Source organism: Ignavibacteriota bacterium, from assembly GCA_016708125.1.
GTDB lineage: Bacteria > Bacteroidota > Ignavibacteria > Ignavibacteriales > Melioribacteraceae.
The window spans coordinates 2,705,912-2,723,412 of the sequence record JADJGF010000001.1 but is presented as its reverse complement, the minus strand read 5'-3'; the positions used below and the strand labels follow the sequence as shown (position 1 = coordinate 2,723,412).

20 protein-coding genes are annotated in these 17,501 nt (G+C 31.3%); 2 read left to right on the top strand and 18 right to left on the bottom strand.

Going from position 1 to position 17,501, the window contains the following annotated elements:
* Positions 1 to 61: 61 nt before the first annotated feature.
* The 18 genes from nosZ to IPH62_11865 all read right to left on the bottom strand — a co-directional run bounded on the left by nosZ (position 62) and on the right by IPH62_11865 (position 16,141).
* Positions 62 to 2,002, bottom strand: a complete 1,941-nt coding sequence (nosZ, locus tag IPH62_11950) for a Sec-dependent nitrous-oxide reductase (protein ID MBK7105987.1) — start codon at positions 2,000 to 2,002, stop codon at positions 62 to 64.
* 13 nt (positions 2,003 to 2,015) lie between these two features.
* Positions 2,016 to 2,495, bottom strand: a complete 480-nt coding sequence (locus IPH62_11945) for a cytochrome c (protein MBK7105986.1) — start codon at positions 2,493 to 2,495, stop codon at positions 2,016 to 2,018.
* 39 nt (positions 2,496 to 2,534) lie between these two features.
* Positions 2,535 to 2,936: an Rrf2 family transcriptional regulator gene (locus IPH62_11940; protein MBK7105985.1), complete on the bottom strand. Its 402-nt coding sequence runs from the start codon at positions 2,934 to 2,936 to the stop codon at positions 2,535 to 2,537.
* Positions 2,937 to 3,174: 238 nt separating this feature from the next.
* A complete protein-coding gene (locus tag IPH62_11935) occupies positions 3,175 to 3,534 on the bottom strand; it encodes a putative zinc-binding protein (protein MBK7105984.1) in 360 nt (119 codons plus the stop codon).
* 132 nt (positions 3,535 to 3,666) lie between these two features.
* Positions 3,667 to 3,861, bottom strand: coding sequence for a hypothetical protein (locus IPH62_11930; GenBank protein ID MBK7105983.1), 195 nt, complete (start codon positions 3,859 to 3,861; stop codon positions 3,667 to 3,669).
* Between the two features lie 33 nt (positions 3,862 to 3,894).
* Positions 3,895 to 4,128: a 4Fe-4S binding protein gene (locus IPH62_11925; protein ID MBK7105982.1), complete on the bottom strand. Its 234-nt coding sequence runs from the start codon at positions 4,126 to 4,128 to the stop codon at positions 3,895 to 3,897.
* The gene (locus IPH62_11920; GenBank protein ID MBK7105981.1) at positions 4,128 to 4,583 is read right to left on the bottom strand and encodes a hypothetical protein; all 456 of its coding nucleotides are present in this window, start codon (positions 4,581 to 4,583) and stop codon (positions 4,128 to 4,130) included. Before IPH62_11920 ends, IPH62_11925 begins: the two co-directional genes overlap by 1 nt.
* A 464-nt stretch (positions 4,584 to 5,047) precedes the next feature.
* Positions 5,048 to 5,764: an ABC transporter ATP-binding protein gene (locus tag IPH62_11915; GenBank protein ID MBK7105980.1), complete on the bottom strand. Its 717-nt coding sequence runs from the start codon at positions 5,762 to 5,764 to the stop codon at positions 5,048 to 5,050.
* 22 nt (positions 5,765 to 5,786) lie between these two features.
* On the bottom strand, positions 5,787 to 7,946 hold the full coding sequence (locus IPH62_11910; GenBank protein ID MBK7105979.1) for a carbohydrate binding family 9 domain-containing protein: 2,160 nt from the start codon (positions 7,944 to 7,946) through the stop codon (positions 5,787 to 5,789).
* Complete coding sequence (locus IPH62_11905; GenBank protein MBK7105978.1) at positions 7,946 to 9,523, bottom strand: iron ABC transporter permease; 1,578 nt, start codon at positions 9,521 to 9,523, stop codon at positions 7,946 to 7,948. Before IPH62_11905 ends, IPH62_11910 begins: the two co-directional genes overlap by 1 nt.
* Before the next feature lie 9 nt (positions 9,524 to 9,532).
* Positions 9,533 to 10,546, bottom strand: coding sequence for an extracellular solute-binding protein (locus IPH62_11900; protein MBK7105977.1), 1,014 nt, complete (start codon positions 10,544 to 10,546; stop codon positions 9,533 to 9,535).
* A complete protein-coding gene (locus IPH62_11895) occupies positions 10,536 to 11,717 on the bottom strand; it encodes an MFS transporter (protein ID MBK7105976.1) in 1,182 nt (393 codons plus the stop codon). The genes IPH62_11900 and IPH62_11895 overlap by 11 nt, the downstream gene beginning before the upstream one ends.
* On the bottom strand, positions 11,714 to 12,685 hold the full coding sequence (locus IPH62_11890) for a beta-propeller fold lactonase family protein (GenBank protein MBK7105975.1): 972 nt from the start codon (positions 12,683 to 12,685) through the stop codon (positions 11,714 to 11,716). Before IPH62_11890 ends, IPH62_11895 begins: the two co-directional genes overlap by 4 nt.
* 7 nt (positions 12,686 to 12,692) lie before the next feature.
* Positions 12,693 to 13,352 (bottom strand): DUF1080 domain-containing protein, encoded by a 660-nt coding sequence (locus tag IPH62_11885; GenBank protein MBK7105974.1) that lies wholly within the window; start codon positions 13,350 to 13,352, stop codon positions 12,693 to 12,695.
* Position 13,353: 1 nt separating this feature from the next.
* Positions 13,354 to 14,322, bottom strand: a complete 969-nt coding sequence (locus IPH62_11880; protein ID MBK7105973.1) for a chromate resistance protein — start codon at positions 14,320 to 14,322, stop codon at positions 13,354 to 13,356.
* Positions 14,323 to 14,543: 221 nt separating this feature from the next.
* On the bottom strand, positions 14,544 to 14,897 hold the full coding sequence (locus IPH62_11875) for a DsrE family protein (protein MBK7105972.1): 354 nt from the start codon (positions 14,895 to 14,897) through the stop codon (positions 14,544 to 14,546).
* An 18-nt stretch (positions 14,898 to 14,915) separates the two neighbouring features.
* A complete protein-coding gene (locus tag IPH62_11870) occupies positions 14,916 to 15,485 on the bottom strand; it encodes a class I SAM-dependent methyltransferase (protein MBK7105971.1) in 570 nt (189 codons plus the stop codon).
* Positions 15,482 to 16,141, bottom strand: a complete 660-nt coding sequence (locus IPH62_11865) for a metalloregulator ArsR/SmtB family transcription factor (GenBank protein ID MBK7105970.1) — start codon at positions 16,139 to 16,141, stop codon at positions 15,482 to 15,484. Before IPH62_11865 ends, IPH62_11870 begins: the two co-directional genes overlap by 4 nt.
* 341 nt (positions 16,142 to 16,482) lie before the next feature.
* Here IPH62_11865 and IPH62_11860 point away from each other — a divergent pair, with 341 nt between their 5' ends.
* Complete coding sequence (locus IPH62_11860) at positions 16,483 to 17,064, top strand: TetR/AcrR family transcriptional regulator (protein ID MBK7105969.1); 582 nt, start codon at positions 16,483 to 16,485, stop codon at positions 17,062 to 17,064.
* A 19-nt stretch (positions 17,065 to 17,083) separates the two neighbouring features.
* Complete coding sequence (locus IPH62_11855; protein MBK7105968.1) at positions 17,084 to 17,500, top strand: hypothetical protein; 417 nt, start codon at positions 17,084 to 17,086, stop codon at positions 17,498 to 17,500.
* The last annotated feature ends 1 nt before the right edge of the window (position 17,501 follow it).

Below are 17,501 nucleotides of genomic sequence, written 5' to 3'. Positions count from 1 at the left end.
ACGGAGCCTTATTCCAACCATAATTAACTATTACATTCTGAGACAACCTATTTCAAAATCCCTAATTATATTTTAATTCATTACTGCTATTTTTTGCGGAGACACGAACATACCCTTGCATCTCTTGATGTAATGCTGAACAAAAGTCTGTGCAATAAAATGGATAAACACCTTCTGATTTCGGTTCCCAAATTGCAGTTCTTGTTTGTCCGGGCATTATTAAAAGTTCAGCAGTATTCATTCCTTTCACTGCAAAACCATGCGGGATATCCCAATCTTGTTCTAAATTGGTTATGTGAAAATAAACTTTGTCTCCAATTTTAATTCCTTCAATATTATCAGGCTTAAAGTGAGTTCTTGTTGTTGACATATAAATATGAACATCATTTCCATTTTTTTCAACTTTTGCATCTTTCTCTGATCTTAATCCATATTTATGATTGTTTTTTCCCAATTCATAAATTTTCTTTTGTCCCTTCATAAGAATTTCAGCTGGAATTCCTTGTGCATAATGAGGTTCGCCGATTGTTGGGAAATCTAAAAGCAATTTCATTTTATCTCCTGAGATATCAATCAATTGCGCTGATTGACAAAGTTCAGGTCCGGTTGGTAAATATCTATCTTTTGTAATTTTATTTAATGCAACAACATATTTACCGAAAGGTGTTTTGCTGTCTCCTCCCGGAATCATTAAGTGACCGATTGAATAATATGTTGGAATTCTATCAACAACCTCCCAAGTGCCCAATTTCCATTTTACTATTTCGGATGAAATAAATGCAGAAGTGTAAGCATATCCATTTCCATCAAACTCTGTATGTAAAGGTCCCAAACCAGGATCTTCAACTTCACCAGCAATTACAGATTCATATTTCAAAACCGGAATTCCAAATATTTCCGAAATGAATTCTTTGTTTTCTATGGCTTTAATCATTTTGGAAAATGAATGAACCGGGATAACTGTTGCAAGTTTTCCACCGGCAACAATATATTCACCAGAAGGATCAACGTCTACACCATGCGGAGATTTTGGAGTTGGTAAATAATATATTAAACCCGGACAATCTTTTGGATCTAATACGAGTATTTCTTTTTCAACATTTGAAGTAGCAGTATGGGTTTCATCATCATAGATATTATGATAATATTCTGAATTATATTTTTTCCCTTTTCCTTCTTTAATATATTCTTCTGCTTTTTTCCAATTTATTGCTGCAATAAAATCTTTATCATTTTGGGATGCATTTATTTCCAATAAAGTATTTGCTTGTTCACTATTATACGAAGTAAAAAATGCCCAACCATGAGAAGGACCTTTTCCCGCATGTGCCAAATCATAATTAAAACCCGGAACTAAAATTTGAAATTCAATATTCATTCTTCCGTTTTCCGGATTAACTTTAATGAATGAAATTGTTCCTTTAAAATTTTCTTTATATGAAGATATTGGAACATCTTTTTGAGGAATCGGAACGCTAAATCTTGTTGAAGCAACAACGTATTCTGTATTCATTGTAATGAACGGAGAACCGTGATTTCCTGCAGAATTTGGAATTTCTATTATTTCCTCAGTTTCAAAAGTGCTTAAATTTACTCTTGCAACCCTTGGAGTATTATTTGCATTAATAAATATCCATCTTCCGTCCGGTGTTCCATCGGTTTGAGATAACTCCGGATGATGCGCATCATCCCAAGGTATTTCTCCATATGAAGTTTGCAACATCGGTTTTGTTTCCGGAGTGTAGCCATATCCATTCTCCGGATGTTGAGCAAATATGGGAATGATTTTAAACAATCTGCCGGATGGTAATCCATAAACTGTTATTTGTCCGCTAAATCCACCCGACATAAAAGCATAAAATTCATCATACTCTCCAGGTGCAACATAAACTTTTTCGGCAGCATCACTTGTTCCCGGTTTTCCATTATTTCCTGAACAGCTATAAATTATTGCTAAGAAAAAAATAGAAATTATAAATCTTGCTTTTTGTTTCGTTGACATATAATTCTCCCTTTTAATGTGATGATTCCATTCTTAAATATTCGAGAAGTGCTCTTGCATTTTCTTGCGTAACATTTTGAAATGTCATTTGATTTGCGTGAATTCCTAATAACTTTTTAGCTTCCGGATGTCTTTTAGTCATTTCTTCTGGATTTAAAATCATATTCATAATATATTCCGGAGTTCTCCTTTCAGTTACTCCACGAAGTGCCGGACCGGTATATCTTTCATCCATTTTATGACACTGCATACATTTTTCTTCAAATAATTTTTTTCCATCATCCGCCAAAGATTTGCTTATTTCACCTAAAGTAATTTTCTCTTTAATTGGACCAACACCATTTTCTAATTCATAAAGTGTTAATCCAAATTTTTGCGCAAGTTTTTCTTTTGCTGAATTATTACTTCCAGTTGAACTATTGGAATCATTATTTTCTCCGCAATTAATTAAAATTGTTGAAATGAGTATTATTACAAATATTTTATTTTTCATTTATTGTCCCTATTAATTATTAGTATATGTTGTCTTATTTTATTGTAAAAAAAGTGTCGTTTTAATATTTTCTAAATTTGAAGAAATCAATACAGTTTTTAGGTTTACCCATTGATTATGAAAAGAACATTTACAATCATTGCAATTATCAAATAAACCTATCAAACATTTTGAGTAAAATTTTTCATTATCAAAAAGATTTATAAGTTCATTTAACTCAATTTCATTTTTAGATTTAAGCAATTTAAACCCGCCGCTTTTCCCTCTTTTTGAAAAAACAATCCCTTTGTGAGTTAATTTTTGCAATATTTTTGAAAGATATTCTTTGGGAATATTTACTACATTTGCTATTTCTGTAGCACTAAAGTATTTGTAATCTCCAGCCTCACACATGTATAACAATATTCTAACACTGTATTCTGTACTTTTATTAAAAATCATATTAGCTATTTATTATTCGGATTTTTTATTCTGATTTAAAGTAAGAAATTATTATTTATTTGTCAATCATAAAATAACTTTTTGCGAAACTTTAATTTTTTTCTTTTCTGGTTCCTTTAACAGTTATACGATGATAAGGAATTGATGGATTTTTTTTTCAAATATTCTTTAATTTTAAAATTAATCTAAATTTTTTCGACTATATTTATTTTGTAATTATTTCAATTCAGTTGAAAATTCATTTATAATAAATTTTTTTATATTCATTCTCAATCGTTTTCTGATCATAATCCACATGAAATGTTTTTTTCAATCCAACTGTTGTTAGCACTATACTTAAATCAGGTTCAACACCAACATTCTTTAAACAATTTTTTGCGCATTCAAGCGGACAACCATCAATAACGATTATTGATTTACCAGATTTAGCTTTCTTTACTAATGATGGAATATTTCCTCCTACACCAGCAATGCAGGACATTTCTGCAATTCCCTCTCTATCTAATTTAACAGCTATATTATTCGACATTTGAGCAATGTTACTGCAACCTGAACATGAATAAACTATTGGCAAATCTTTGTATTTATCTAAGGTCATTTTTACTTAACATGTTATCTTTTATAAAAGTGTAGACTTATTTTAGCATTTTGATTTGCAATTATGCAATGAGAAAAGATATGAAGAAGTAAAAACTTAGCTTATATTTTAATTTAATGAAATGTCACAAATTTAATTACTTATACTACATATATCATCAAAAACTAAAGCTATAAATATTTTTATATTCTCTGCTAAAGATTCACCTTTATCAAATGCAAATAACGTAACATTCCCATTTTTATTTTTAATTATTTGTTTACTCACAATAGAACTGTTTTGAAAATCAACTTGTTTTATTAGTAAATAAGCTTTTATTTCAGACATTTTAACTCCCTCAATTTTATATTAATTTTTGCATTAAATTTTGTATTTAATAGAATCAGTTGGACAAACGGCTACACATCTAACTCTACTGAATAAAGCACATTCATCACAATTATCTTTAATAATGAAATAATGATCTTTGGATAACGGATCAAAATAATTTCCTGAATTCCCTACACTGACTCCTGGTTCATAAATTGTTTCGGTAGGACATTCAATTGCACAAGCACCACAGTTAATACATTCTTCTGTAATGTAATATCCCATCAAAATTTTTCACCTTTTGCTTCACGATATTGGCTCCCAACTGGTCTGATTCTTCCCCACATTGAATAGAAGAAAAGCAAAATTGCAATAATTTGGAAAAATGAAAATATTGTAACCATAATATTTATCCAATCAACGTAAAAAAAGTTAGCAATAATTTGGAAAATAAATCTTAATGCCGTAGAAATTGTAATTAATAAATATGTCCCCAAAATTAAATTCGGATTATACTTTTTATCTTCCTTTTCAGCTCGTGGGAAAAACCATAAAGCCACACCCATAATCATCATCATTACTGAGCCAACAAGAATAATATGTACATGTGCAGATATAGATGAAGTTCCAATTGGAATATGAAAGAAATCTTTTGAAATAGAAATATACAATCCGGATAAAATTCCAATTATTAAAAAAACAATGCTAGTTTTTATAAAATATCTTACTGTTGAAAACATTTTATATTATCTCCAATTATTTAGTAGGTTTAAACAAATTGCATTAGTAAATCCATTTTTAAGACTGTAAAATAATTTAATTAAATGGGATTTTGATTTATTGAAAATCATTAAATCTATCCTTAAAATAAATTGAAGAGTTTGAGAGAACAAAAGTCCAGTTTTGATCCATTAACTAACGGAGACATAGCCATTTTTTTTGATAAAACTCCATAATTTAATTATAACATTTTTTTAAGAGCGAAGTCATTTGGTAAAAAAGCTCTTTTTTTAGTTACTTTTCTGAACTGCAGATAAACATTTTCAATTTTCTTGTGGATACTTGAATAATGTTGATAAGTTTGCCTTGTTATTTTCCCAAGATTAGTATCAAATCTTTCATTAATCATTAGCTCAAATCTTTTCAATACTTACTAATCATAGACAACAATAAATACGATAGAAGGACTCAACATTTTAAGTTATTATCCTATTGTTATAAATTCCTTAATATACTGATTCAACGGTTTTTCTTTGATCTCTTCTAAAAAACCAATTTGTTGAACTTTCCCATCTTTTAAAATGATAATTTTCTGCCCAAGTGTGATTAAATCAATCGGATCGTGTGTCACATAAATGAATGGTGTGTTTAGTTTAGCGTGAAGATTTTTAAGTTCTCTTCTCAGTGTTTTACGCAGTAAAACATCCAAATTACTGAGAGGTTCATCAAACAAGAAAATCTTTGGTTTACGAACCATTGCTCTACCCAAAGCAACTCGTTGCTTTTGTCCTCCAGATAGCTCATTTGGTTTTCGTTTTAACAAATTTGTTATTTCAAGTAATTCTGATACTTCATTTAACCGATCATTAATTTCTTTTTTATCAATTTTTCTAAGCTGCAATCCAAAAGCAATATTATCGTACACATTTAAATGTGGATAAAGCGCTTGATTCTGAAATACAATTCCTATATCACGGTCTTTTGGAGGTAGATTGTTAACAATTCTATCATCAATATTAATTTCCCCGGAAGTTATATCTTCTAATCCGGCAATCATTCTTAAGATAGTAGTTTTACCACAACCAGATGAACCAGCCAGCACAACAAATTCATTTTCTTCAATTTTAAAAGAAACATTATCTACTGCTACAATATTACTGTTAAAAACTTTAGTAACATTTTTTAGTTCCAAACTTGCCATTTTATTTCCGTTTTTTTGTAAACTATATTTTTAGAGGAAGATAATAAACGCCTTTCAATTGTATTACTGCAACTTCCGGTTTTAAAATTCGTTCTTGTGAATCTAATAATTCGTTGTACACTAAATATACTTCACTGCCAAGCGATGGAATCCAATGTAATCTGAAGTTAAAATTTATTTCCTTGTCTTCATTATTCCATTGTGCAAAAAGGGATGTACTAAACATTGTTGAGAAATTATAATTAATACGTGATGCAATTTCGTGTGTTGTAAACTTACCTTTTGGAAGTGTGATATAATTTCTTGTATAGTCCGCAGCTATTTGAAGATGTTTATTTATTTTTCCAACAATTTCAAAACTTATTACGTCTCTTTTGCCGTTATAGAAATCACCCCAACGATAAAAGAGCGCACCGGATATGGAGTGGCTGCTGTTAGTTTCAAATTGAATTTCATAATTTGTCCACCAATAAAGACCGCTTGGGATAATAATACCATCTAAGATATCAAATTCTTCATTCAGCCGATCAGCAGTGCGTTGAATGTTAAATTCAAAAAACTCACCGGATTCTGTTGAAAATCCGAGAGGTCTTCCTTCATAATAAAGTGATTGAAGTGCACCTTGCCTATCATAATAATAATCCAATTCAAACGGTTTGAATTGCAGATACTGAACAAAAGAGATTTCCGGTCTTGGCTGAATTTTTAATTGCGAAGAAAATTTGTTGAAATCATTTCTTGCGACAAAACCCATTTCTGGATTAAAATTCTTTTGTGCAGCCGTTATACCAATAAAATAATCAATCAAGTCGTTGGGATAATCAACATAAAAGCGATAGGCAAGGTTGTCAGATTTTACTGAAGGGGAAATTATTGTTCCAAATGCACCGCCAATAACGAGGGTATTATTTCCAAAAATATTTGAGTTTGTCCATAAACCATCAACTCCTAAGAATCGGTTATAGGCAAACGAACTCTGTTTATTAGTTGCCATAAAACCGATGTAAGAACTTTCTAAAACATTTTGCTTCAATCTTGCTACAGTATAATTTGTTGTTGGTTCTCCATACTTCTCAGCAGTTTGCATTGTAAGAAAACCCAAGTTGCTTTTATTTGAAGTTCCAACTAAACGTAATCCGCCATAAATAGGAATTAATTGCCTTGCTGAATTTAAACCGATTCTTCTGCTATAAAAAGGATAGATCATTCCTCCAAACTGAGTTGTGAAAATTCCCGCTCCTTCTAAAAAAAATTCTCTTTTCTCCGGGAAAAATAACGGAAATCTTGTAAGATTTATTTTTTCTTGATCAGCTTCTACTTGTGCAAAGTCTGTATTTATCGTTGCATCGAGAGTTAATGAAGAGGTTAAAGAATATTTTGCATCAAGTCCGATTTTTGTTGTGGAGGTGTTTTCAAAATCATATGGTTCATATCCTTTTTGAATTCCGCCAACAACAAAGGGCTTGAGTTCAATCAGAGTTTTATTTTTAATGTTTTCTATTCCGTGCAGCTCACCGGCTTGTGAGAGTTTTTCGAGTTCATAATTTCGCAGCCACGCTTTCCACAAAACTTGTTCTCGCTTTCTACGAATATTTCGTTCAAAGTTAACACCCCATGTTTGAGAATTTTTATTATAAAACTTTAATGTTGTAAATGGAATAATAATTTCAGCAAACCATCCTTCACTTGTAATCGTTGTGTGAACATCCCAAATGCCATTCCAATTAGTGTTTATGCCATTGCCTTCATCCGTTACCAGTGCATCAGATCTTGCCCCGTTTGGGTTTGTTATAAACAAGTAACCGTTTCGTTTATCAAAGTAGGTATCTAAAATTATTTCAAAATTATCATCGAGCCAGTAGCTGAAATCTCTTTCTAAACTGTTCGAAATAATTTCATTAGGATTACTATCATAACACCAAACGCCAACATAAAGGTTATCATAATTATAGAGTAATCTTACTTCAGTTAATTCAGTGGGCTTTTCACCTTCATTTAATTCCCGTTGAGTAAATTTTGCAATTACATCAGCAGTTTTCCACGAGCTTTCATTAAGTAAACCATCAACAGTAATAATTTCTTTTGTGTAAGTTGCCTTAGCAGTATTATTTTGATTTACTTGTGAAAACACAACAGTGGATGAAACAAGACTTACACTAAATAAAAAAGTAAATATCTTCATTAAGCTTTCCTTGTTTCCGAATTAAAGAAATTTTCAATGCCAAATAATAAACCGGTAATAATCAGCAGAGGAATTAGAATCATTATGCTCATCGCAGAATAAACACTTTCCGGACTGTTTGCCATAATAGTGTAAAGAGTTATCGGAAGTGTTGACTGCCCAGCGGGGTATACAACAATTGTCGTTCCCAGTTCACCAAAGCAAAAAATGAATCCCAAAATAAATGAAATAAAAAAAGTAGGTTTTAAAATCGGAATAAGAACTTTTCTGAAAATCTGAATTTGCGTTGCTCCTTCAACAGCAGCCGATTCTTCTAATGAAATTGGTATTTGTTTGAAAGCCGTTAAAAACAATCGCTCAGAAATAATCAGAAATCTTGCTATGTAACCAAGCTGAACAATTATAAACGTGTTATAAATAAAATCTGAAAATATCCATTGGTTCCATAATTGAATTAAACCTATCCCAAGAACCGTGCTAGGGATAGCAAAGTAAAAAAATAATTGTATGTCGATAGACTTTTTTTTATGACGTTCAACAAAATATGCAGTAAAAAATCCAAGCGCCGTTAAAATGAATGCTCCGGTTAAACTGTTTATAAAAGAAACAGCAGCCGGTTTCTCCATATAATTTAACGCTTGAAAATAGGATTCTAACGGAAGAGATTTAAAGAACAGAATTATTAAAGGCAGCAGAATGAGAACAAACATTAATAATATCAGCCCTATAAAAATTACAACTTGCTGGTTTCCTAAATCTATTTCTTTGGTTTTATTTTTCATAGACTCGGTATTTACAAAAGCCACACCTTTTAATTTTTTATATTCCCAGTAAATCAATGCAAATGAAATCATTGTTAATGGCAGTGATAATATTATTGCAGCATCATAATTATAGAATGCAGAAAACTGAGTGAAAATTTCTGTAGTAAAAACTTTCACTCCCAATAACATCGGAACACCAAACTCAGAAATAGTAAGTATAAAAATTAATATCGATGAAGAAAGAATAGATGGTTTGAGCATTGGAAGAGTGAGCTTAAAAAATATTTTTCTTCGTGAGGCATCCATCATAGCGGATTCCTCGATTTCTTTTTCAATATTGTTCAAACTATCGCTAATGAAAAGAATAATTATTGGCAAAAAACTAATCCCAAGAATAAATGAAGTGCCAAACAGCGAATTATATATTGAATTTGTAAACCCACCTACATTAAATAAACTATTCATTAAACCATTCTTGCCAAGCACTGCACCCCAGCTTATTGCACTAATGTATGGTGGAATAAAGATGGGTAAAAGGAAACCGATTTTGATAATGTTTTTGAATTTCAGATTGGTTTTTGTGAGAAAGAATGCTGCCGGAATTCCAATCACGTTCGTAATTATTACAGTTAATAATCCAAGAGAGAGACTGTTTAAAAGAAGTAATAATTTCTGTAAATCATTAAACAATAAATTGTAATTGCTAAAAGAAAAACTTCCTTCTTTAATGAAGGATGAAAATAACATAGTTGCTATAGGCAATCCGCCAATTATAAACAGAGTTATGCTTAATAGCAGAGTACTTTTTTTCAATTTTTCCCCTTATTGCTCAAGCCATTTTTTTAGTAATGGCTGTATCTCTTCTAATTTAGCAGCGGCTTTTTCATAATCAATGTTCATAGATTTAATATCATTAATGCTTTTTATATTCGGCATTTCTGGAATTTGATAATCTGTCTTAATCATTGGTATTTGTGCTGCAAGTTTTGCTAACTGCATTTCCGCTTCAGTTGTGAGCAGATAATCAATTAATATTTTCCCGTTTTCTGAATTAGGTGAATTATTTATTAACGATACTGCGTTAGGAACAATCAATGAACCTATTCCTTGCTGATCCGGAAATATCATTCCTACCGGTTTGTCTTCACGCATTGCAACTATAGCATCATCGGTATCAACAAGTCCAAAGGCTATTTCCCCATCGGCAATACGTTTTTTTATATCACCGTTACTCGTGGCAATTAAAACATTATTTTGTTTAAGATTATTTAAAAATTCAGTTGCCTTATCGTCACCGAGTTCCGTAAACAGTGCAGCAATATGAAATGAAGTTGTTCCGAATAAAGGATTTGCAATTGCACATTTTCCTTTCCATTTGGGATTAAGCAAATCATAAATAGAATTCGGTGCTTCATTCCGTTTCACTAAGTTTTTGTTGTAGATAATAACTCTTATTCTCGATGAAAAACCTATCCAGTAACCTTTTTCGTCTCTAAAGATTGAGTTTATACTATCAGCAATGCTTGGTAAATAACCGGTAGTGATTCCTTTGTTTTTAAGAATAATACTTCTTACCGGATCCCCGCTCCAGAATACATCGCATTGGGGATTATCTTTTTCAGCAATAAGCCGGTTTAAAACACCGGTGCTTTTTGTTTCTTCAGTATCGTAAACCGGTTTTACTTTTATTCCGGTTTTCTTTTCAAACATTTGTAAAACCGGCTCAGCAAATACTTGATCCACAGATGTATAAACAACCACCTCATTAGATTTCTTCGAACATCCAATAAAAAAAGAAATGATAACAATGGATAGAAATAAGAATTTAATCCTCATTTATAACTCCAATTTTATATTTACCAAATAAGACAGTCATTAATAAAAGTTGTAAACTTACAAGAATAAACATCCAGTTGTAAGAAATTACAGCAACCAAAAATCCGGCTGCAATAGGTCCAAGCGCTTCGCCAATATCGAAAATTGTTCCGTAAGTGCCGTGTGCTGCACCAAATTTTTTTTGCTTTGTTAAATCAGTAATGAATGCAACAGCAACAGAGGAAATAACCGAAGTTCCGAGTCCCCACAATATTCCAAATACAAGAAGCAGTTCAAAAGATTTTACTAATGTTAGTAATGAAATAAGGATTGAGTTGAATATCAGCGCTGTTAAGATAATCGGCTTTCTTCCGGTTTTGTCACTAAATCTTCCCATTAAAGGACGGGCAAGCAGTGTGGTTGTAGTTTGTATTCCGAAAACTAAACCAATTTGCCACGCTTCTATCTTAACAATATCTTTTGCATACAAAGGAAGAAAAGCATTATACGCCCCAACCACAAACATTTGTGAGGCAACTGTTAAACTGGTAACAACAATATTATTGTTAGAGGCAACTTCTTTAATTCCGGTTACAAATTTTTTAAGTAGATCGCGGCGTTCTCGTTTTTCATCACACTTTTGAATAAATATAACAAACATTAAACCGGCAAGACCTATAAAACCGCTTGTTAAAAAAGTAAATCCAAAACTTTGATAAGAAATCAAAAAACCTCCGAGCAAAGCGCCAAGTGTTTGTCCAATTCCTTGAACAGACGAGAAAAGACCGAGTTGAATTCCTCTGCTGTTTTTATCAGCAATGTCTGAGATTGATGCACTGATAGTGGGACCAAAAATTGCAGTTGCGTTTCCGTGAATCAAACGAATGAGAATCAGTATTATTACCGATGAAACAACCGGATATAAAAAAGGTGTGCACGCAAAAAAAAGTGCACCAATAATTAATACCGTTTTTCTTCCGATAATATCGGAAACAGTGCCGGCGGGCAGCTTAACAAATATTCCCGTGATTGTTGAAGCAGCTACTGCAAATCCAATCATTTGTGATGAAGCACCAAGACTTTCAGCATAAAGCGGAATTATTGGCGAACGCGAAAGTGCATAGCTAAAGTAAAGGAAAAATCCAGCACCACTAATTTTTAAGTATTCTTTACCAAATGATTTTACAATCACTTTTCAACAACCAACCGTTTTGGATTTTTCCCAACCGGAATTATTTTAATCACTTCATTCTTTTCGCAGTCAATTATAGAAACAGTGTTATCAGCCGTATTACTTACAATTGCTGTTTTTCCATCTTTAGTAAAATCAATCCAGTTTGGATCAATTCCAACTACTATTTCTTTAACTATTCTCTGTGTTTCAATATCAATTACCGAAACGGAATTTAGAATCTGACTTGTGAGATATAAATACTTTCCATTTGGATGAAGACCGGGTCCGTGAGATGCTTTACCTTCTTGTGGGAAAGATTTTGTTTGCGGCAGTTGAATCCAGTCAACAACCTTATTTTTTTCAGTATCAATCTTTAAAACACCATTAAACCATCTTAGTGTAGAATAAATTGTATTTCCATCATTGTTAATTACCGGAACACGAGGCAATCCGAACATTGTTATCTCACTAGTAACTTCCATTTTTACCAAGTCAATTACAACTATTTTATTATCACCTTCTGATGTGATATACATTTTGCTTCCATCGGGTGAAGGAAGAGCAATATGTGGATTTCTCCCAACGACAATTGACTTTTCGAAAGTCCAATCATTAGTATTAATGATATAAACCTTATGTTCAGCATTGATAGTTACAAAAATATATTTACCATCCTTTGTAAATGCTATTTGATGCGGATGATTTCCTACTGGGATTTGCTTTATTACTTTATTTGTTTCTCCATCGATAACAGAAAGAGTATTATCCCCTTCATTACTAACGCAAATAAATTTTCCATCCGGTGAAACATCAACTCCGTGTGGATTTTTTCCGGTTCTTATATCAGTAATTTTCTCAGCAGTGTTTAGATCAATTACAGTTATAAAATTATCATTAAAGTTTGTAATGTATGTTCTGTTATTTTGAGCATTAGAAACTGAAATAGTAAAAAATGTAATTATAAATATTTTTAGTAATGTTTGCATAGTATGCTCAGTCTAATTTTCTAAAATTAAAATCATCAAACAGTGTGTAGGAATCCGCTTTAGTCCACAAGCCCACTTTACCTTCATTAGTAAAAGTGGAATCTTTTACTTTAAATACTTTCTTGCCATTCAAATACACATCAAATAAATTACCTTTTGTATATACTCTTAATTCACTCCACTTGAGTGATGGAACTTCTGCATCTTCACCATAAGTTCTTCCTTTCCCAACAAGTGGAAGATCGGTTCGTTTTCCATTTTCTACTTTATAGAGGACAACATTATTCTCAAGTGCATTTGCCCTTACTATATAGTAATTATCTTTGTCTTTGTATCGCCATACAATTCCCGCAGCTTGATCACCTTCACCCTTTACCGGTTTAAATTTTACACTTACATCAACATTCTTTGCCGAAAAATTGTTATAGATGCAAAGTGGAAAGCGGTATCCCGTATCATCCATATCGGTTTGTGCTAAGACATTAGGTTGAGACGGTGCAGTTTGGTCCTTTAAAACTACCCAGACACCTTCAGCTCCCTTACCGGTAAGTGCTGTAGTAAAATCATTTGGAACTTTTCCGGTTTCATCCTTATCAAAGTTTATTGTTTGTGCGTTTAGTAAAACTCCAAACAATAACAAGCTAAAGACACAAAATATTTGTTTCATTTTACTTTCTCCTTTTAATTTTTTTAAAGCTATTATAGAAACCATCAAACATTGTTAAGCAGTAGTTTAAAGTTTTCTGGTCGTCATTTATAAAATCGGATATGGATCTGATTGTCTTGTCAATTCCGTTAGCTTCAGTTCTTTGATATTTATTATCCTTCAGATCAATATCGTGAACAATTTCTGCTATTTGTTGCAAAGCTTTATCACGCATTCTAAAAACTTTTATCAACGTTTCAAAAGTGCAGTTGTCGCCGTGGTGCCCGAATTCTGCTCCGAAAGTATCAAACTGAATTGCATCATCCGGGAAAATATTATTATCGCTGAAAACGAATTTTGCTTCCGCATCAATAAATTTTTTAATAAGCCAAGCTGAGGCAATCCTATCAATATGAATATGCGCTCTCGTAATCCACACTTTACGCTGATAATTCTGTACAGAATAGGATAGTTTTATTTCTTCGGAACCGGTATTTCCAACAAAGTTTAAAAGTTTTTGTTTTATCTCCTGGATTATTTTCTTAACATTGCTGCTGTGTGATGAATTGAAAAAATCAATTTTCTGAAGATCATTGAACTCACCAGTAATCTGATTTAATTGTTTTAATATTTTCTTAACATTCTCCTCAAGATTTTTACGAAAGTTTTTCTCAGAAAAAGCTTTTACTAAGTCATTTAGTTTTTCAATTATTTGTTCATAATCTTTTGATCGTTCTACAGTAAATAATTTTATTAGCTCATCATCTTCATTTTTATTTGAATCAGTTATAAACACAGATGCATCACCTTTAGAATCTTTTATTTGCTGACAAAGCCAATGAAAGTCTTCATTCCTTTCTTCACTGTAAGGTAACACATAAACTGAATTACGAAATAATACGGCTCCAATTCTTTTTGTCAGCCGCCATATCTTAACTCTTTCCTTAGAATTTTTTGTTTGTACCTGATGTACTAAAAATAACAACTTCATAATTATGTAATGTTTGTTACAAGAATATCGAATATGTTGTTAAAAATATATACAAATATATGAATAATTGCAAGTTGTATAAATATAATGTAACAACCATTACATATATAAATAATAAAAATGTTTTTATTATTCCTTTAGGTGCTAGCGTAAGGATTAAAGGAAATGTAATATTTAATTGCGAATTCTGGTTTAACAGCTATTATAAAACTTACTAGATTTCAAAACGTGATGATTTTATCCGCCCCTAAAGTTATTTCAGTTAGTTCTTTCATATTACTTCTTTCAACTCCGTCAAGTAATTTTAATTCAGCAAAACCTCTTGCATCCATGCACGTTCCGCAAGCTTTTATAATTCCACCTTTTAAAATTACTGCTTTCAACATTCGCTCAATATTATAATATCCTTGCGGAGTATTTTGATTTGGAATTCCGCAGCCAACAGCATCCGCCATTAAGAAAATTGCTACTTCTGCTTCAGAACTTTCTTTCTGAATGTTCATTGCAAGTCTTAATGCATTATATGCTTTTTCTGTTCCATAAGGTCCATCATTAATTATTATTAGTAATTTCATAATTGCTATTCCTTAAATTTATTTTTTAATTCCAATAATTCCATAATGGTAGGGTGGAAGATCTATTTCTTTCTTTAAAATATCAAATCCTGCAACTTTAAGCCAATCTATACATTGTTCTGGTTTTGGTCTAATATTTAGAGAGGGACCGCGTGGAGTAAGTTCGGAATATATCCAATGAATAATACCAATTTTACCATCCGTTTTAAGAATCCTAAAAGCTTCTTTTAATAATTCAACTGGTTTTTCAGTATGAAGAATATTAAATAGCATAACATAATCAACTGAGTTATTATTAAGCCCTGTTCCATGTGTAATGAAATCTCGATGCAATATTTTTACATTTTTCACCTTATTTTGATCAATTTTCTTTTGTAAAATATTTATCATTTCCGTTTCTATATCAATTGCATAAACCATTCCTTTAACCAATGAAGCAGCTTCTAAAGTAAATGTTCCGTAACCAGAACCGAATTCTACTGCATTATTAATTTCATTACTAAGTTCAAGTTGCTTAAATATTTCAGAAGGATAAAAAAAGGAATTCCACATTTCTTCTTCCGGCATCCCACTTTCTCTTACTTTCATATTTCTAAAACTCCGCCAGATTCTTGCCAGGTGTTTACATCACTTTTCATAATTGTAACTTTATAACCTTTCGAACTTAAAATTTTGGCAGCTTCTGCAGCTAGCACACAATATTCACCTCTGCAATAGGCAACAATTTGTTTGCTTTTCGAAATTTTATATTGCTCATTCTTAATATCCGAAATGGTAAGTGAAACTGCCGTTGGAATGTGTCCGCTTTTAAATTCTTCTTTTGGGCGAACATCAATAAGAGTAATATTTTGATTTTTCATTCTTTCAGAAAGCTCTTTCATTGATATGGGCTCAAGAGTAAGTCTTTCTTCAAAAAATAATTTTGTAACTTCTCTAATTTCTGCTGTTGTTTTTTCGGCTAAGGATTGTAAACATTTCCAGCTTTTATAAACTTCATTATCTGAAAGTGAATAAAAAACTCTAACTCCCTCTTTTCTTGCTTTAATCAAATTTGCAGATTTTAATATTTGTAGATGACGCGAAGTATTGGCAAAATTCATATTGGTTTCTTTTGTCAAAGTTTCCACATCACGTTCGCCTTGCGAAAGTATGTCAATTATTTCAAGTCTTTTGGGACTTGAAAAAGCTGTTGCGATATTTGCAAATTGTTGAAACGTCAAATCTTTAAATTCTCTACCGGTCATAAATTAAATCTTTATTATATTATTCTATTGATTAATTGAATAATAATAATTCTCAAACAAAGAAACAATTAAAGGTGTTAACATATCTAATTTTTAATACTTTTAATTTTCTTTTCCCCAATCTGTTTTATAACCACTTACGAAAAATTGTATTTTAAGTTATCTTTTATGATTTGTTATCATATTAAATTTACTTTTTAACAAATATATTCATCATACTTTTTTAAGGAAATACTTTTCATATCACGTTTTTTAAAAAATTTAAACTTTTCACTTGACAAGTCGATAATTTTAGCATAAATTTGTTAGTGAATGTTAACAAACTATTTTGGATTTAAGAAATGGCAAAATTTACAACTGAAGAAAGACAAAAAACAATTATTGATGAAGCACTAAATATAATTCACGAAGGCGGATATGAATCATTATCCATTAGAGAATTAGCTTCGCGTGTAAAAATAAGTGAACCGGCAATTTATCGTCACTTTTTAAATAAAGAAGATATTGTGTTGGGAATTCTTTCAAGAATCAGCAATTTTGATCAAAAATTAATTGAAAGTGTGAACAAGAAAATTGATCCAAAAGATAAATTGAATGAATTTATTCTATTTCATTTTAATTTTCTCGATAAAAACAAAGCGATGACTTCTGTAATTTTTTCGGAAGAAATGTTTACACAAAGTAAAATTTTAAAGGAAAAATTAATGCAGATAATGGGTCTAAGATTAAAAATAATAGTTGAAATAATTAATGATATTAAAAGTAATCAAAAAGTAAAAGATGTTGATGCGGCAGAAATTGCAAAAATTATAATGGGATTTATAAGAATATGCGTGCTTGAGTGGAAGCTGAATAATTTTAGTTTTTCACTAAAAGAAAAAGGTGAAAACATAACAAAAACGTTTGAAAAGTTGATTTTTTAATCATTAATAGAGAAGTTAAATGAAAACAACAACTGGTAAATGGAACATTGGGACTGGTTTTATAACAATGGCTGGTTTTATGGCATACGGGTTTTATTTGATTTATGCACGAGATTTTGCATCCGACAAAGATGCCTGGATTGCCGGGAATGCTGTTGCGCCACATTTTGAAGCAAGGTTGGCCCATGTGCACGGAAATCTTTTTGCATTCCTTAATATTGTTTTTGGATATCTATTAATGAAACTTCCTCTCGAAATAAAATCAGCAAAAATTATTTCTTATTTAACTCTGGCTGGAATTTTAATGCCATTGGGAATTCTTGGAGAACTTTATCTTAATTTGTCTCCAATTTTCGTTTTAATTGGCGCAGCATCTATGGTAAGTGCAACTCTTCTTTTTGGCTTAAAAGCATTAAGGATGAAATCGAGTAATTAAT

Bases quoted from the DNA above. Each gene is read 5' to 3' on its own strand.
- IPH62_11915 (MBK7105980.1), bottom strand. From the start codon at position 5,764: ATGGCAAGTTTGGAACTAAAAAATGTTACTAAAGTTTTTAACAGTAAT.
- IPH62_11900 (MBK7105977.1), bottom strand. From the start codon at position 10,546: ATGAGGATTAAATTCTTATTTCTATCCATTGTTATCATTTCTTTTTTT.
- IPH62_11910 (MBK7105979.1), bottom strand. From the start codon at position 7,946: ATGAAGATATTTACTTTTTTATTTAGTGTAAGTCTTGTTTCATCCACT.
- IPH62_11870 (MBK7105971.1), bottom strand. From the start codon at position 15,485: ATGAAAGTAAGAGAAAGTGGGATGCCGGAAGAAGAAATGTGGAATTCC.
- IPH62_11945 (MBK7105986.1), bottom strand. From the start codon at position 2,495: ATGAAAAATAAAATATTTGTAATAATACTCATTTCAACAATTTTAATT.
- nosZ (MBK7105987.1), bottom strand. From the start codon at position 2,002: ATGTCAACGAAACAAAAAGCAAGATTTATAATTTCTATTTTTTTCTTA.
- IPH62_11865 (MBK7105970.1), bottom strand. From the start codon at position 16,141: ATGACCGGTAGAGAATTTAAAGATTTGACGTTTCAACAATTTGCAAAT.
- IPH62_11855 (MBK7105968.1), top strand. From the start codon at position 17,084: ATGAAAACAACAACTGGTAAATGGAACATTGGGACTGGTTTTATAACA.
- IPH62_11890 (MBK7105975.1), bottom strand. From the start codon at position 12,685: ATGCAAACATTACTAAAAATATTTATAATTACATTTTTTACTATTTCA.
- IPH62_11930 (MBK7105983.1), bottom strand. From the start codon at position 3,861: ATGTCTGAAATAAAAGCTTATTTACTAATAAAACAAGTTGATTTTCAA.
- IPH62_11875 (MBK7105972.1), bottom strand. From the start codon at position 14,897: ATGAAATTACTAATAATAATTAATGATGGACCTTATGGAACAGAAAAA.
- IPH62_11860 (MBK7105969.1), top strand. From the start codon at position 16,483: ATGGCAAAATTTACAACTGAAGAAAGACAAAAAACAATTATTGATGAA.
- IPH62_11940 (MBK7105985.1), bottom strand. From the start codon at position 2,936: ATGATTTTTAATAAAAGTACAGAATACAGTGTTAGAATATTGTTATAC.
- IPH62_11925 (MBK7105982.1), bottom strand. From the start codon at position 4,128: ATGGGATATTACATTACAGAAGAATGTATTAACTGTGGTGCTTGTGCA.
- IPH62_11935 (MBK7105984.1), bottom strand. From the start codon at position 3,534: ATGACCTTAGATAAATACAAAGATTTGCCAATAGTTTATTCATGTTCA.
- IPH62_11880 (MBK7105973.1), bottom strand. From the start codon at position 14,322: ATGAAGTTGTTATTTTTAGTACATCAGGTACAAACAAAAAATTCTAAG.
- IPH62_11885 (MBK7105974.1), bottom strand. From the start codon at position 13,352: ATGAAACAAATATTTTGTGTCTTTAGCTTGTTATTGTTTGGAGTTTTA.
- IPH62_11920 (MBK7105981.1), bottom strand. From the start codon at position 4,583: ATGTTTTCAACAGTAAGATATTTTATAAAAACTAGCATTGTTTTTTTA.